The organism is Dactylosporangium siamense (genome assembly GCF_016862795.1).
Classification (GTDB): domain Bacteria; phylum Actinomycetota; class Actinomycetes; order Mycobacteriales; family Micromonosporaceae; genus Dactylosporangium; species Dactylosporangium siamense.
The window spans coordinates 1-14,759 of the sequence record NZ_BONQ01000177.1 but is presented as its reverse complement, the minus strand read 5'-3'; the positions used below and the strand labels follow the sequence as shown (position 1 = coordinate 14,759).

Genomic DNA, 14,759 nt, shown 5'->3' with positions numbered 1-14,759 from the left:
CCCTCAGCCCCTCCTGTGTATGAGCCGCTGCAGGGTCCGCCGGTCCGTGACCGCCACCCCGGCGAGGAACACCACCGCCACCGCGACTCCGCACAGCATGCCCTGTGCGACCGCCCCGGGGACATCGGGGGTCCCGCCGCCCCACAGCAGATGCCTGATCGTCAATGCCACGGTCGCCGCGACGGCCGCCGATGCGACGGCCGCCGCGACGGTACGCCCGGCGCCGGCCATCGCGTCACCACCGGCCCTCGCGCGGACGGCGAGGGCCAGGGCGGCCCCGAGCACGAGCATGCCGATCGAGTTGGCCGCCGCGATCGCCGCGACCCGCCGATCGAGGGGCAACCCGGCGGCGAGCGGCACGGCGGTGGCGGCGGCGACGGCCCAGCCGAACCCGGTCGCCCAGGCCGCCGCGTACGCGTGCCCGCCCGCGTACAGGGCCCGGGACAGCAGCGCGAACAGCCCGTAGCCGAGCAGCCCCGGCGCGAACCAGGTGATGCCGCCGGCCAGCTGCCCGACGTCCGGCGGCTCCGACGACAGCTCGGCGAGGATCACCGCGACCGGCTCCGCGAGCACGACCAGGGCCGCCGCGCCGAGGCTGGTCAGCACCACGACGGTGCGCACCGCCGGGGCCAGCACCGCGGCGAACCGGTCCCGGCCCTCCGTCCCGTCGGCGCCGGCTTCGGCCAGTGCCGGGTACGCGGTCGTCGCCACCGGCACGGCCAGGACCGCCCACGGCAGCAGGAAGATCGTCTGGGCGAGGCTGTAGACGACGACGACGCCCTTGCCCGCGTACCCGCTCAACGCGATCGCGAGCCCCAGCACCAGCTGCTGGCTGCCGACGGTGACGATCCCGGCGACGACGAGCGGCTTGAGCGCGCGCACCTCGTGGGTGTCGAACCGCAACGTCGGGCGGATTCGCAGCCGGAGCCGGCTCAGCGGGATGAGCAGGCTCAGCGTGAGCACCGCCACGGCCAGGGTCGTCCCGCCGGACAGCAGCCACAGGTCGGCGTCGTCGACCTGCTTCCCGCCGCCGACGATGTCCGCCCCGCGTCCGGCCAGGGCTCCGAACGTCACGTACACCGCCATCACGGTCAGGCTCGACAGCAGCGGCGCGATGACCGGCCAGGCGAAGCGGCGGTACGTCTGCAGGGTGCCCGTCAGGACGATGCCGATGCCGTACAGCGGCAACTGCGGCGCGAACACCCGCAGCATGTCCGTCCCCGCGTCGACGGCCGCGTGCGGCTGGCCCGGCATCAGCAGCCCGACGAGCGGCCGGGCCAGCAGCGCCACGAGCACCGCGAGCGGGACGAGGATCACGACGACCCAGCCGAGCAGCGCCGACACGGTCCGCGCCACCTGCTGCCGGTCCTGCCGTGCGACCGCCCCGGCGAGCAGCGGCACGACGAGACTCGCGAGGGCTCCACCGGCGACGAGCTCGAAGATGATGTTCGGGATGGTGTTGGCGGCCGTGTACGCGTTACCGAGGTACGTCGGCCCCACGGACCCGTTGAACACCAGAATGCGCGCAAATCCGGCAAGTCGGCTCAGCATGGTGAGCGCCGCGACGACTGCCGCGGCCCCGACGAGCCGCTTTCCGGTCACCCGTCGCGACGCGGTCTCGGCGACGGCTTGCCCTTGGCCTGCACCTCGGCGTGCCGGCTCTGGTCCTGCTCGCTCTGGTCCTGCTGGCTTTGATCCTGCGGCTCTTGGTCGTGCTGGTCTTGCTGGCTTTGGTCTTGCCGGCTCCGGCTTTGGTCTTGCCGGCTTGGGCTTTGCGGATCCGGCGTCGGCTCGTCCGTGGCCGGTGCGGGTCTGGCCGGAAGCGTCGTGGGGCGCAGGCGGCCGAACTGGTCGATCGCCCGCAGCGCCGGCGTCTTCTCGATGACCTGGGTGAAGCTGACCTTCTCACTGGCCGCGGTCAACGCGACGAGCCCGGCGAGCGCGGCCAGGCGCCCCCAGGTGCCGGTGCGGGCCACGTACGCGGTCCCGAGCACCGCCCCGAGCGCGTTCGCCCCGGCGTCGCCGAGCATGATCTCCTCGCCGAGGTCCGCCGCGAGCAGCGCCCCGGCCGCGCCGAGCGCCCCGGCCGCCGCGCCCCCGCCCTGACCGACCGCCAGGGGCGCCCCGACCAGCATCCCGGCCTTGATCGCCCGCCCGGGCCGCAGGTCGAGCAGGTTGAACAGGTTCGCCGTCCCCGCGATGACCCCGGCCCCGAGCAGCACGTCGACCACCCGCCGCCGGGGCAGCAACGCGGCGGCGACCACCCCGGCCGCCCCGACCCCGACGATCTTGACCAGGCCGCTGGTGACCCGCCCCTCCTTGAGCGCCCCGAGGTGCCCCCGGAACCCTTTGGCCGCGTGCTCGGGCCGCCCACCGACGAGGTCGTCGTAGAATCCGACCGCACCCGCACCGAGCCCGGCAACCGCCACGGCCCCCATCACCCGAGGTCCGCGCCCGGTCCGCACCACCCGCCGCCGGGCGCCCGCACCCGGTGTCACCGAGGCACTACGCGACTCAAGGTCAATTAGGTGGCGGGGGGTACGGTGCATGGAAGCAGGCAGCCCACCGGCGGCACCCACCTCAGCCGCCGTGATCCGCCCGCCATCCCGGTTCCGATATCCCGGCGCCTGACGGCTCCCCGAGCGCCCGGCCGCGCCCAGGACCGCGCCCGCGGTGTCGCCGGCGGTGGTGGCGCCCGCAGCGGCACCCGCCGTGGCGCCCGCGGCGATGGTCTCGCGGGTCGTCCTCCGGCTGCCCTCTCGGCGGCCCCCCTGGCTGTCCTCTCGGCGGCTCCCGGAGCGCCCGGCCGCGCCCAGGACCGCGCCCGCGGCGGCGCCGGCGGCGAGGGCAGGGCCGCCCGCGAGGGAGACGGTGCGGCCGCGGAAGTTGGTGCGGTCCAGGGCCGGCAGGCCGCGCAGCTCGCGCAGCACGGCCTGGGCGGCGGCCGCCCCGGCGACGGCGGCGAGCAGCTTACGAACCACTGGCCGCGCTCGCCGTCTTGGGCAGCAGGCTGGTGGCGCCGCTGCCGATGCCATAGTGGCCGGTCTTGCCGCCGAGCCGTTCGACGAGGGCCATGACCGCGGCGACCTGGCCGTAGGCGGTGACGGCGTTGTCCACGGTGGACACGTCCTTGGCGATCGAGGCGTCGTCGCGGACCGAGGACACCAGGCCGTTGGCCGACAGGCCGGCCACGACCACGTCGCCGGAGAGGGCGACGTCGAGGCGGCTGACGACGGTCAGCGCGGCGGCGTTGCGCTCCTTGGCGTCCTTGCCGGTGGCGGGCGCCCCGGCGACGACGATGACCACGTCGGCGGGGGTCTTCAGGTCACCGTCGAGACCGATGTAGCCGCCGCTCTGATACGCGGACAGGACCTTCCGGGTGCCGTCGACCTGCGGCGTGCCGGCCTTGTCGGCGACGAGGACCGCGGCGAGCAGGGCGGCGGAGGCCTCCTGGCCTTTGCCGTTGTTCGGCAGGGCGCCGCTGATGGCGGGGGGCGCCGTGGACTCGGCGAGGTCCAGCAGCGTGTTGTCGCTGGCCGCGGCGGTGAACTTCTCCTTGATCGTGACCGTGCCGGTGAGCTTGGCGCCGGCGGTCTGCAGCATGGTGGTGATGCCGTCGGCGGCGGTGTCGACGTCCTTGTCGTTGCCCTCGATCTTCACGAGCAGGGCGGTGTGGCCGGTGAGCTTGCCGTTGAGCAGCATCGGGGCGACCTCGGTGGCGAAGTCCGAGTTCTTCTTCAGCTCGGCCCGCGACTGGTCCAGGTCGTCGCGCAGCTGTTCCTTCTCGTCAGTGATCTTGTTGACCTGGTCGTTGAGGTTCTCGGCGAGCGGCCCGTTCGCCGCCGCGGTCCCGACGACGAGGCCGATGGCCAGCGCCAGGAAGACGGCGGCCAGCGACACCACGTGGTACCGGAAGTTGATCAAGGTCGGTCCCGTCCAGGAGAAACAGCGCCAGGCAACGGCACTAGGAGAACAGCGTGAAGATCAGGTTGTCCCACCACTCGGCGATGACGCTCAGATAGGCCCGGCCGATCGTCGTCACCGCGAGCGCCGCCGCCATCGCGGCGATCGCCGAGGCCAGCAGCAGGACCAGCGACGAGCCCGACAGACTCTGCCGGTAGAGCCGGCTGACGCCCTTGGCGTCCACCAGTTTGCCACCGAGCTTGAGCCGGGTGAGAAAGGTGGAGGCCATGCCGCCGCGACCCTTGTCGAGGAACTCGATGAGGGTGTTGTGGGTGCCGACCGCCACGAGCAGGGACGCGCCCTTCTCGTCGGCGAGCAGCATCGCGATGTCCTCGCTCGTCGCCGCCGCCGGGAACGTGATCGCCTCGACGCCGAGCCGCTGCACCCGGGCCAGCCCGGGGGCCCGCCCGTCGGGATACGCGTGCACGACGACCTCGGCGCCGCAGCGCAGCACGTCGTCGGAGACCGAGTCCATGTCGCCGATGATCATGTCGGGCGTGTAGCCGGCCTCGACGAGCGCGTCGGCACCGCCGTCGACCCCGATCAGCACGGGCTTGTACTCGCGGATATACGGCCGCAGCACGTCGATGTCGGCCTTGTAGTCATAGCCCCGGACCACGATCAGGCAGTGCCGCCCGGCGATCTCGGTCTGGATCTCGGGCACGCCGACGCCGTCGAGCAGCAGCGCGCGCTCCTGCTTCAGATACTCCATCGTGTTGGCGGCGAACGCCTCCAACTGCACCGACAGGCCCTCCCGGGCGTCGGCCATCGACAGCGCGACCGTCTCGGCGTCCTGCCGCTGACCCTTGGCGACCGCGTCGTCACCGACATATACGGTGTCACCCTCGATGCGGACGGACTCACCCTCGCGGAGCCGGTCGAACAGCTCCTCACCGAGGTCGTCCACGAGCGGGATCCCGGCCTTGATCAGGCCTTCCGGCCCCAGGTTGGGATAGCGGCCCGACACCGACGGCTTCGCGTTGAGCACGGCCGCGACCCCGGCCGCGACGAGCGAGTCGGCCGCGACACGGTCGAGGTCGACGTGGTCGATGACCGCGATCTCACCGGGCCGCAGCCGTCCCACCAAGCGTTTGGTCCGCCGATCCAGCCGCACGACGCCACCGATGACACCCGGCTCGGCGGGCCGGGTGCGGCGCAAGGTTGGAAGTCGCATCTCAACCATCCTGGCATGGACCCCCGACAAAAGCCGGACACGACATGTCCACTAGCAGGTGGAACGCCACTTTTCGCGCAAAGGGTGACGCCCGTCACCTTCTTGTACTGTCAGCCAGGCGACACATTTCCCGCGTATTCACGACGGCCCCGGGTGCCTCTTGTCCGTGTACGCATCGGAAGGAGTGCCGCTGTGAACCTCTCGTCGATCAGCCTGACCCTCGTGCCCAACCTCACCGGGAAGTCGCCCACCGAGGCCGCCACCGAGCTGCGCGCCGCCGGGCTCGAGCTCGGGGTGATCCGCGAGGTCGGACCCAGCGGCAGCATGATCGTGCTGGAGCAGTCGACCCTGCCGCTCACCGTCGCCCCACGCGGGACCAGGGTCAACCTCCTCGTCGGCGTCGCGTGACCCGACCCGCCCGAACGCGTCAGCGTCGCGGGACGTGACCCGCCTGAGCACCTCGGCGATCACGAGCAGCGACGCCGCGCCCACGTACGCGAGCAGCAGCGCCTGCCACATCCGCCCGTCCAGGAGCCTCCCGCAGCCGTACCCGATGAACCCCGCCATGCAGGCCCACACGCTCACCCCGACGGCCGTCCACGCCCGGAACCGCCCCGCCGGGTAGCCCACCACACCGGCGGCCAGTGCCGAGGCCGACCGCCCGCCGGGCAGGTACCTCGCGAACACCAGCACCTGCCAGCCGCGGACGGTCAGGGTGCGGTGGGCCCAGGTGTACACCTGCAGCCCCCGCCGCCTGGTCCGCAGCCGGCGCAGCACTCCCGCCCCGGCCCTGACCCCGATGCGGAACGACACCAGGTCCCCCGCGAACGCCCCGGCCGCCGCCGCGACGATGACCAGCCAGATCGCCGGCCGCCCCGTCTGCGCCGACAGCACGGAGACCGCGATCAGCGTCGACTCGCTCGGCGACAGCGGCACGACCGCGTCGAGGGCCGCCACCACGAACACGACCAGCACCACCCACGGCGTCGCCGTGACCGACTCAACGACCATCGCCCGACTGTCCCGCGACGGGCCGAACACCGACCGTCGCGCGGACGACCGTCACCCGTCGGTTTCGATACGTCCCGCCTGCTCGACGATCGCGTACCAGCCGAAACACGCCGCCGTCCCGAACTGCCCCACCGGCATCCGGTAGTGCTTCGCCAGGGTCCGCAGCAGCCCGGTGTCACCCGCACCGCCCCCGTGCCCCAGCGACGGCACCACGCACCGCGGCGTCGGCACCCGCACCCGCAGGCGCACCCCGCCGACCTGCACCACGTCCCCCGGCGCCGGGTCGTCCGGCAGGTCGAGCAGGAGGTTGGGCCGAAACCGCCGGTGGTCGACGGGCGCGCCGTGCACCTCGGCGAGCCGGTCCAGCGCGCCGGTCGTCACGGCGTGCACGGCGCCGAAGTCGTGGAACCGTCCGCTGCCGATCGTGCTGAGCACGTCACTGCCGGCCTCCGCCCCGGCCGCCCAGGAGGGGATCATGCCGGGTTCCCGCGGCCAGAACCGGTGCAGCACGGCCCCTTCCGGCACCACGTCGGTCACCGTCACCGCCCGCCCCAGCCACGACGACAGCAGCGCACCGGCGTCGGCGACGCCGTCCCGGTCGAGGACCGCGGTCCTGCCGTCGGGCAGCCGCACCCCGTCGCCACGCACGGTGACCTGCAGCAGCCGCTCCCAGAGCCGCGGCTGCTTCGCGCTGACGACAACCCCGTCGGCGTCGACGCACGCCCACCGCCGGTCGCCCACCAGCCCGTCCGGGGCGACGTCGACCTCGGAGAGCTGCTCTCCGCCCGCCGACTTCATCGGGTACCGCCAGATCCTCGCCGCCCGCACCCACCACTCCCCACGATCCGCATCCGGCACCCGCCGCCGCGACACGAGCCACTGGCCCGCGAAGAACGGAACACCGGCCCACGAAAAGGCGAACACCGCCCCCGGCGCACAACACGCGCCGCCGTGGCACAACTTCACGCCACGGCGGCCGCGCGGTGTCAGTGGTGGGACTTCTCCCGGTCGGCGACCGACAGCAGCTCCTCCGCGTGCGCGATGCCGAGATCCGAGTCCGGCAGGCCGGCCAGCATCCGGGCCAGCTCCCGGGCCCGGTCGGTGTGCTCCACGACCCGGACCCCGCTGGTGGTGACCGCGCCGCCGGTGTCCTTGGCGACCACGAGGTGCCGGTCGGCGAACGCGGCCACCTGCGGCAGGTGCGTCACCACGAGGACCTGGTGGTCGCGGGCGAGGCGGGCGAGCCGCTTGCCGATCTCGACCGCGGCGGTGCCGCCGACGCCCGCGTCGACCTCGTCGAAGACCAGGGTCGGGGGGCCGCCGACGCCGGCGAAGACGACCTCGATGGCCAGCATGACGCGGGACAGCTCGCCGCCGGAGGCGCCCTTCTGCAGGGGCTGGGCGGGGGCGCCGGGGTGCGGCAGGAGGCGCAGCTCGATGTCGTCGGCGCCGTCCGGCCCGACGCCCGCGTCCGTGCCGTCGGCGGTGGGGACGGTGGGGCCGCCACCGGCGGGCTTCGGGCCGACGACGACGTGGATGCGGGCGTGCGGCATGGCGAGGCCGGCCAGCTCGACGGTCACGTCGGCGGCGAACCTGCCGGCCGCCTCCTGACGGGCCGCGGACAGCGTGGCGGCGACCTCGGCGACCTCGCCGTGCAGCCGGCGGCGTTCCTTGTCGAGCTCCTCGAGGAGCTCGTCGGAGGTGTCGAGCTCGCCGAGCTTGGTGCGGGCCCGGTCGGCCCAGGCGACGACACCGTCGACGTCCTCGGCGTATTTGCGGGTGAGCGTGCGCAGCGCGGCGCGGCGCTCGTAGACCTCCTGGAGGCGGCCCGGGTCGGCGTCCAGCGACGCGAGGTAGCTGCCGAGCTCGGTGGACACGTCACCCGCGAGGGTGGCGACCTCGTCGAGGCGGGCGGCGAGCTCACCGAGGACCCGGTCGACGCTCGTCTGCGCCTCGAGGGTGCGCCGGGCCGTGGACAGCAGGCTCAGCACGTCGGTGACGTCGTCGCCGTCGCCGGTGCCGGTCAGGGAGACGTGGGCGAGCTGGGCGGCGCTGCGCAGGCCCTCGACGTGCTCGAGCCGCTGGGCCTCCTCACGCAGCAGCTCGTCCTCGCCGGGCTGCGGGTCGACGCGGCTGATCTCGTCGAGGCCGAGGCGGAGCAGGTCCGCCTCCTGGCTGCGCTGCCGGGCGTTGGCGCGGCGGTCGGCCAGGTCGTCCTCGACGGCGCGCCAGCGCGTATACAGCTCCGCGAACCGTCCGAGCAGCTTCTCGTGCTCCGGCCCCGCGTAGCGGTCCAGGGCGGCCCGCTGCTCGGCCGGGCGCAGCAGCCGCAGCTGGTCGGACTGGCCGTGCAGGGCGAAGACCCGCTCGCCGACCTCGGCGAGGACCGCGACGGGCACGGTGCGACCGCCGACGTGCGCCCGGGACCGGCCCTCGGCCGTCAGGGTGCGGCTCATCAGCAGGGTGCCGTCGTCGTCGACCTCGGCGCCGGCGTCCAGGATGCGGCTCTCGACCGCCGCGCGCAGGTGCGCGGGCAGCTTGACGCGGCCGTCGACGGTGGCCCGACCAGGGTCGGCACGGACCCGGCCGGCGTCGGCGCGACCGCCGAACAGCAGGCCGAGGCTCGTCACGACCATGGTCTTACCCGCGCCTGTCTCGCCCGTGATGACGGTCAGGCCCGGTCCGAGGGGCAGGGTGGCGTCTTCGATCACGCCGAGTCCGGTAATGCGGAGTTCCTCCAGCACAACCAGAGACACTAGCCGCGCGGTACGACACTTCTCCACTCAGCCGTGCCGTTTGTTGTGTCTCCAACCATCGACCGGCAGGGCGAACTTCGCCACGAGGCGGTCCGTGAACGGTCGCTCACGCAGCCGTACCACTCGAACGGGTAGCGCGCCCCTCCGGACGGTGACCGTCGATCCGGGGGCGAGGTCCATGACCCGGCGGCCGTCGCAGGACAGCAGCGCGAAGCTGGTGAACGGCTCGACGTTGATCGTGATCGTCGACGAGGGCGCGATCACCAGGGGGCGGCTGAACAACGCGTGCGCGCTGATCGGCACCAGCAGCAGCGCCTCCAGCTCCGGCCAGACGACCGGGCCGCCGGCGGAGAACGCGTATGCCGTCGAACCCGTCGGCGTGGCGCACACGACACCGTCGCAGCCGTACCGGGACAGGGGCCGGCCGTCGACCTCGACGAGCAGCTCCAGCATCTTCTCCCGGGCGCCCTTCTCCACGGTCGCCTCGTTGAGCGCCCACGAGGAGCCGACGGGCCGGCCGTCGTGCTCGGCGAAGACGTCGATCGTGAGCCGTTCGTCGACGGTGTACGTGCCCTCGACGACCTCCCGCACCGCCTTGTCGACGTCGCCGATCTCGGCCTCGGCGAGGAAGCCGACCTTGCCGAGGTTGATGCCGAGCAACGGCGCCTTCGCCGGCCGGGCCAGCTCCGCCGCCCGCAGCAGGGTGCCGTCGCCGCCGAGCGCGAACACGATCTCGACGCCCTGCGCGGCGGTCTCGCCGCTCACCGGCACCGCGCGGGGGATGTCGAGCTCGCCGGCCTCCTCGGCGAGGACCCGCACGGTGAAGCCCGCCGCGAGAAGGTCGGCGGCCACGGTGCGGGCATGCTCGTTGTTGCTGCGCTTCCCCGTGTGGGTGACCAGCAACGCCTCGCGATCGCTCACTGCAGGAACCCCCCGACACAGGCGTGCACCGCGTCGGGCGACACCGGCGGCGCGTCATGACGCAGCCACAGGAAGAACTCGACGTTGCCGGAAGGACCCGGCAGCGGGCTGACCGTGACCCCGGCGACGCCGAGACCGAGCTGCGCCGCGGCGGCGGCCACGTCCAGCACCGCCTCCGCCCGCAGCGCCGGGTCCCGCACCACGCCACCCTCGCCGACCCGTTCCCGGCCCACCTCGAACTGCGGCTTCACCATCGGCACGAGATCGCCGTCAGGCGCCGTGCAGGCGGCGAGCGCTGCCAGCACCAGTCGCAAGGAGATGAAGGACAGGTCGGCGACGGTCAGGTCGGCGGGCCCGTCGATCTGCTCCGGGGTCAGGGTGCGCACGTTGGTCCGTTCGATCACCGTCACCCGCGCGTCGGTGCGCAGGGACCAGGCGATCTGGCCGTAGCCGACGTCGACCGCCGCGACGCGGGCGGCGCCCCGGCGCAGGAGCACGTCGGTGAAGCCGCCCGTGGACGCGCCCGCGTCGAGACACCGCCGCCCCTGCACGGACAACGCCTCGAACGCGTCGAGGGCGCCGGCGAGCTTGTGCCCGCCCCGTGACACGTAGTCGTCGCCGGTCGACTCGCCCAGGACGTGGACCGCGTCGGCGGGGTCGACCTGGGCGGCGGCCTTCGCGGCCAGGACGCCCCGCACCTCGACGCGTCCCTCGGCGATCAACGCGGCCGCCTGCTCCCTCGATCGGGCCAGGCCGCGGCGCACCAGCTCGGCATCGAGTCGTGTCCGCCGCGCCATCACCGTTCCTCGATCGTGCCCAACGTCTCCTGCAACGTGCGGTGGGCGTCGGCGTACACCGAAACCTGCCGCTGCAACGGCAGCGACGCTACCCCGTTCAACGCCTCGACCGCCGCCTCGACCCGGCCGAGTGTCGCCGCACCCGGCGGGCCCGGCAGCGCACCGGGCGTGGGGCCGGGGGCGTGACCAGGCACGGGACCGGGCGTGACGCTCACGAGGACGCCGCCCGCTTGCGGGGCGTGGCCTTCTTCACAGGCGCCACGTCGGACGCTTCGGCGATCTTGTCCACGGCCGCCTTCGCCGCCGCCTTCTTCGCCGGGCCGCTGCGCTTGACCGGCGCCGCCTTCGTAGCCGGCGCGGTCTTCGCAGCCGGCGCCGCCTTCGTAGCCGGCGCCGCCTTCGCGGCCGGCGCGGTCTTCGCCGGCGCCGCGGTCTTCGCGGGAGCCGGAGCCGCGGTCTTCGCCGGCGTCGGCGCCGCGGTCTTCTTCGCCACGGTCCGCTTCGCCACCGTCTTCTTCGCCGCGGCGACGGCGGGCGCGTCGGAGGTCTCGACGATCTCGGCGCCGACCGGCAGCGCCGGCTCCGGCTCCACCGCCGGCGCGGGCGTGGCCACCGACGCCGCCTTGAGCTGCGCCTCGAGCTCGTGCACGCGGGTGGTCAGCCCCGCGACCTCCTCGGCGGTGGCGAGACCGACGGCGCCGAGGGCGCGGTCCAGCTCGTAGCGGACGAGCTTGGTCACCGCCTCACGGTTGGCCGTGCCGGCCTTCACCAGGTCCTCGGCCATCACCTGCAGCTGCTCCGCCGTCGCGCCGCTGCGGCCGACGAGCTTGCGGACCGTCTTGGTCGCCTTCTTGGTCGTCGCCTCGGTCATGCCGTACGCCAGTTCCAGGTATGCCCGCCAGGCTTCCTGAGCCATGCTTGCGCCTCTCCTCCAAGTGGTGTACCGCTGTTCACGCTACCGGGCGGTCCGTGACGCCGTACGGTACGGTCACAATCCAAGTGTCCGCATTGGACATTTGGATGCACGGAAACGGGGGGAAACATGGCCACGGTTGAGGAATGCCGCGCGGCGCTGCAGAAACTCGCGGCCCGGCTGGCCGAGAACGCCGCGGCGGCCAGGGAGAAGCTCGACTTCGACCGTTCCCTCGCCTGCCGGATCACGGACCTGGACGTCGCGTTCCACGGCCAGCTGCAGGGCGGGCAGATCTCCGGCCTCACCGACGGCGACGACCCCCGCGCGAAGATCAAGCTCACCTCGACGAGCGACGACCTCGTCGCCCTCGTCAACGGTGAGCTCAACGTCATGCAGGCCTGGACCGGTGGTCGCATCAAGATCGACGCCGGGGTGTTCGACCTGCTGAAACTCCGCAAGCTCCTGTAGACCTTCAGCCGGCTGCTGAGACTCCGCGGAGACTCTGGAGCTTCAGCCGGCTGCTGAGACTCCGCGGAGACTCTAGAGCTTCATCCAGCTCAGCGCCGCTTCCGCCGCCTCACCCGTCGCCGTCACCGGCCGGACCTCGCCGGCCGCCCACGCCACCGCGCACAGCGCGGTCAACGCGTCGATGCGCCGGCCGTCGCCGGTCAGCTCCCACTGGTCGCCGTGGTCCTCGACCCGCCACTGGTTCGTCCCCGCGGCCGGCGGCGCCTCGAACAGCCCCGCGAGGTCCTCGGCGACGAACGTGGGCCGCCGCTCGACCGGCGCGGCCAGGAGCTCAGCGGCGTCGCTGACCCCGGTGAGGACGAGCAGGCTGTCCATGCCCGCCCGGTACGCGCCCTCGATGTCCGTGTCGAGCCGGTCCCCGACCACGATCGGGTGCGTGGCCGCCCGTTCCCGGGCCGCCTCGAGGAACAGCGTCGGGTCCGGCTTGCCGACGATGGTGTCCGGCTGCCGTCCGAGCGCCGTCGCGAGGGCCGCGACCAGCGAGCCGTTGCCGGGCAGCGGCCCCCGCGGCGACGGCAGCGTCTTGTCGGCGTTCGTCGCGATCCACGTCGCGCCGGCCCGGATCGCCACCGACGCGTCGGCGAGGTCGCGCATGGCGACGTCCGGCCCGTACCCCTGCACGACCACCTCGGCCTCGAGCGCCTCGGTGACCGGCCTGAGCCCCACGGCCCTGACCTCCTCCTGCAGCGCGGGCGCACCGAGGATCAGCACGGGCGTGCCCGCCGCGAACCGCTCGGCGAGCAGCAACGCGGTCGCGTGCGCGGACGTGACCACCTCCCGCACCTCCGCGGGGATGCCGATCCTCGTCAGCAGCGCCGCCACGTCACCGGGCAGCCTGGAGGCGTTGTTGGTGGCGTACGCACTGGGCACGCCCCGCTCACGCAACCGCGCACACGCCTCGGCGGCGCCCGGGATCACCTGATCGACCAGGTACAGCACCCCGTCGAGGTCGAAGATGACCAGGTCGTAGTGGCTGACGAGGTCCCCGCCGGCGGTGTCGCCGGCGGGGGTCGGGGTGGTCGTGTCAGGCACGCTTGGTCCCGCTGTCGTCGCCGTCGCCGTCGGCCTGGCCGCCGGTCGAGGGGGTGGCGTCGCCGTCACGGTCGTCGTCGGTCTCGCCGTCGCCGTCCGTGTCGTCGTTGTGGTCGTCGGTACGCGACGCGCCGGTCACCCGGTCGTCGTCCCCGCCTTCGCCGCCGGGTGCGTCGCCGTCACGGTCGTCGTCCGCGGCGTCGCCCTCTTCGTCGTCCTCGTCGTCGTAGTCGTCTTCGTCGTCGCGGTCGTCGTCATCGTCCGCGTCTTCGTCGTCTTCGTCGTCTTCGTCGTCGTAGTCGTCCGCGTCGTCTTCGTCCTCGTCGCGGTCGTCTTCTTCGTCTTCTTCGTCGTCGCGGTCTTCGTCTTCGTCGTCGTAGTCGTCTTCGTCGTCGCGGTCGTCATCGTCGTCCGCGTCTTCGTCTTCGTCTTCGTCGTCGTAGTCGTCCGCGTCGTCTTCGTCGTCCTCGTCGCGGTCGTCCTCTTCGTCGCGGTCGCGGTCGTCGCGGTCGTCGTCCTCGTCACCGGCGGCGGCGTCGAGGTCCTCGTCGTCGTCCTCGTCGTCCAGGACGATGCCGTCGAGCTCGAGCAGCCGCTCGGCCGCGTCCGTGGCCAGGTCCTCGTCGAGGTCGGCGGCACGCGCGAACCACTCGCGGGCCTCTTCCCGGCGACCGGCACGCAGGAGCGCGTCGGCGTACGCGTACCGAAGCCGCGCCGCCCACACCGCGTCAGGTGCCGACGTCAGCTCCCGCACCTGCAGCATCGCCACGGCAGCGTCGTGCTGGCCCATGTCGCCCCGGGCCCCGGCCGCGACGATGAGCAGCTCGACGATCTCCTCGGCGGTCAGCTTCTCCCGGTCCGCGGTCCGGAAGAGGTCGATCGCCTTCTCCGGCCGTTCCAGGGCCCGCTCACAGTCGGCGATGACCGCGATGTGCGTCTGCCGTCCCGTCATCCGGTGATACGTCCGCAGCTCACCGAGCGCGGTCTGCCACTCCCCGGCGTGGTACGCGGCAAGCCCCGCGGCCTCCCGCACCACCGCGATGCGCGACGCCTTCCGCCGCGCGACGAGCGCGTGGGCGAGCGCGAGCTCCGGGTCGTCGTCGATGAGCTGCCCGGTCGCGATGAGTCGCTTGGCGACCTCCTCCGCGACGGGCCGGGCCAGGGAGCTCAGCTCGCTGCGCACCTCACGGTCCAGCTCCGACGGGTCGATGTCGTCGGCGAGCACCGGGTCCGCGACGCGGCTGACCGTCTCCTCGCCCTCGACCTCCTCGGCGACGAACCCGGGGTCGCTCTGCCGCGGCCGGTACCCACCGGCGTCGTTGCGCCGCAGCGCCTCGGGCCGTTGGAAGCCCGCGCCACGCCCGCTGGAGTCCCGGTCCCGGAACCCGCCGTCGCGCTGCCCGGGACGGTCGCCCCGGTCGCGGCGGGGACCACCCCGGTCGTCACGGAAGTTGCCGGACCGTTCGCCGCCGCCGTCACGGTACCCACCGGCGCGCGGCCCACCGTCACGGTCCCGGAAGCCTCCCGGACGCTCGCCCCGGTCGCCCCGGTCGCGGAAACCGGGACGGTCACCACGGTCGTCGCGGTCACGGGAGCCACCCGGACGCTCGCCCCGGTCGCCGCCGGCCCGGAAGCCGGGGCGGTCACCACGGTCGCCACGCGGG

At 73.4% G+C, this 14,759-nt stretch carries 13 protein-coding genes and 3 pseudogenes; 3 read left to right on the top strand and 13 right to left on the bottom strand.

Going from position 1 to position 14,759, the window contains the following annotated elements:
* Positions 1-3: 3 nt before the first annotated feature.
* From murJ to steA, 4 genes and pseudogenes are all read right to left on the bottom strand, one after another.
* A complete protein-coding gene (murJ, locus tag Dsi01nite_RS51935) occupies positions 4-1,602 on the bottom strand; it encodes a murein biosynthesis integral membrane protein MurJ (protein ID WP_239137062.1) in 1,599 nt (532 codons plus the stop codon).
* Between the two features lie 236 nt (positions 1,603-1,838).
* Positions 1,839-2,549 (bottom strand): annotated as a pseudogene (locus tag Dsi01nite_RS51930) (hypothetical protein); the annotation flags it as partial.
* Positions 2,550-2,970: 421 nt separating this feature from the next.
* Positions 2,971-3,924, bottom strand: a complete 954-nt coding sequence (locus Dsi01nite_RS51925) for a copper transporter (protein WP_203853929.1) — start codon at positions 3,922-3,924, stop codon at positions 2,971-2,973.
* A 40-nt stretch (positions 3,925-3,964) separates the two neighbouring features.
* Positions 3,965-5,137, bottom strand: a complete 1,173-nt coding sequence (steA, locus tag Dsi01nite_RS51920; protein ID WP_203853928.1) for a putative cytokinetic ring protein SteA — start codon at positions 5,135-5,137, stop codon at positions 3,965-3,967.
* A 15-nt stretch (positions 5,138-5,152) separates the two neighbouring features.
* Between steA and Dsi01nite_RS59085 the strand changes: the two genes are divergently transcribed.
* The gene (locus tag Dsi01nite_RS59085; RefSeq protein ID WP_373318958.1) at positions 5,153-5,545 is read left to right on the top strand and encodes a PASTA domain-containing protein; all 393 of its coding nucleotides are present in this window, start codon (positions 5,153-5,155) and stop codon (positions 5,543-5,545) included.
* A gap of 150 nt (positions 5,546-5,695) precedes the next feature.
* On the opposite strand, the pseudogene Dsi01nite_RS59080 reads toward Dsi01nite_RS59085, so the two are convergent.
* The 7 genes and pseudogenes from Dsi01nite_RS59080 to Dsi01nite_RS51885 form a co-directional block, all read right to left on the bottom strand.
* A pseudogene (locus Dsi01nite_RS59080) lies at positions 5,696-6,148 on the bottom strand (DedA family protein); the annotation flags it as partial.
* A 51-nt stretch (positions 6,149-6,199) separates the two neighbouring features.
* The gene (locus tag Dsi01nite_RS51910) at positions 6,200-6,976 is read right to left on the bottom strand and encodes an MOSC domain-containing protein (RefSeq protein ID WP_239137060.1); all 777 of its coding nucleotides are present in this window, start codon (positions 6,974-6,976) and stop codon (positions 6,200-6,202) included.
* 158 nt (positions 6,977-7,134) lie between these two features.
* Positions 7,135-8,892, bottom strand: a complete 1,758-nt coding sequence (recN, locus tag Dsi01nite_RS51905) for a DNA repair protein RecN (protein WP_203853926.1) — start codon at positions 8,890-8,892, stop codon at positions 7,135-7,137.
* Between the two features lie 39 nt (positions 8,893-8,931).
* On the bottom strand, positions 8,932-9,825 hold the full coding sequence (locus Dsi01nite_RS51900) for an NAD kinase (RefSeq protein WP_203853925.1): 894 nt from the start codon (positions 9,823-9,825) through the stop codon (positions 8,932-8,934).
* Entirely contained in the window at positions 9,822-10,622 is an 801-nt protein-coding gene (locus Dsi01nite_RS51895) for a TlyA family RNA methyltransferase (protein ID WP_203853924.1), read from the bottom strand. The genes Dsi01nite_RS51900 and Dsi01nite_RS51895 overlap by 4 nt, the downstream gene beginning before the upstream one ends.
* Positions 10,622-10,816: a hypothetical protein gene (locus tag Dsi01nite_RS51890; protein ID WP_239137059.1), complete on the bottom strand. Its 195-nt coding sequence runs from the start codon at positions 10,814-10,816 to the stop codon at positions 10,622-10,624. Before Dsi01nite_RS51890 ends, Dsi01nite_RS51895 begins: the two co-directional genes overlap by 1 nt.
* 17 nt (positions 10,817-10,833) lie before the next feature.
* Positions 10,834-11,538, bottom strand: coding sequence for a phasin family protein (locus Dsi01nite_RS51885; RefSeq protein WP_203853922.1), 705 nt, complete (start codon positions 11,536-11,538; stop codon positions 10,834-10,836).
* Positions 11,539-11,664: 126 nt separating this feature from the next.
* Between Dsi01nite_RS51885 and Dsi01nite_RS51880 the strand changes: the two genes are divergently transcribed.
* On the top strand, positions 11,665-12,003 hold the full coding sequence (locus Dsi01nite_RS51880) for an SCP2 sterol-binding domain-containing protein (protein ID WP_203853921.1): 339 nt from the start codon (positions 11,665-11,667) through the stop codon (positions 12,001-12,003).
* Positions 12,004-12,075: 72 nt separating this feature from the next.
* On the opposite strand, the gene Dsi01nite_RS51875 is transcribed toward Dsi01nite_RS51880, so the two are convergent.
* Complete coding sequence (locus Dsi01nite_RS51875) at positions 12,076-13,095, bottom strand: HAD-IIA family hydrolase (RefSeq protein WP_203853920.1); 1,020 nt, start codon at positions 13,093-13,095, stop codon at positions 12,076-12,078.
* Positions 13,088-14,320: a tetratricopeptide repeat protein gene (locus tag Dsi01nite_RS58775; RefSeq protein ID WP_308442155.1), complete on the bottom strand. Its 1,233-nt coding sequence runs from the start codon at positions 14,318-14,320 to the stop codon at positions 13,088-13,090. The genes Dsi01nite_RS51875 and Dsi01nite_RS58775 overlap by 8 nt, the downstream gene beginning before the upstream one ends.
* Positions 14,321-14,437: 117 nt before the next feature.
* Here Dsi01nite_RS58775 and Dsi01nite_RS51865 point away from each other — a divergent pair.
* Positions 14,438-14,759, top strand: a pseudogene (locus Dsi01nite_RS51865) (hypothetical protein); the annotation flags it as partial.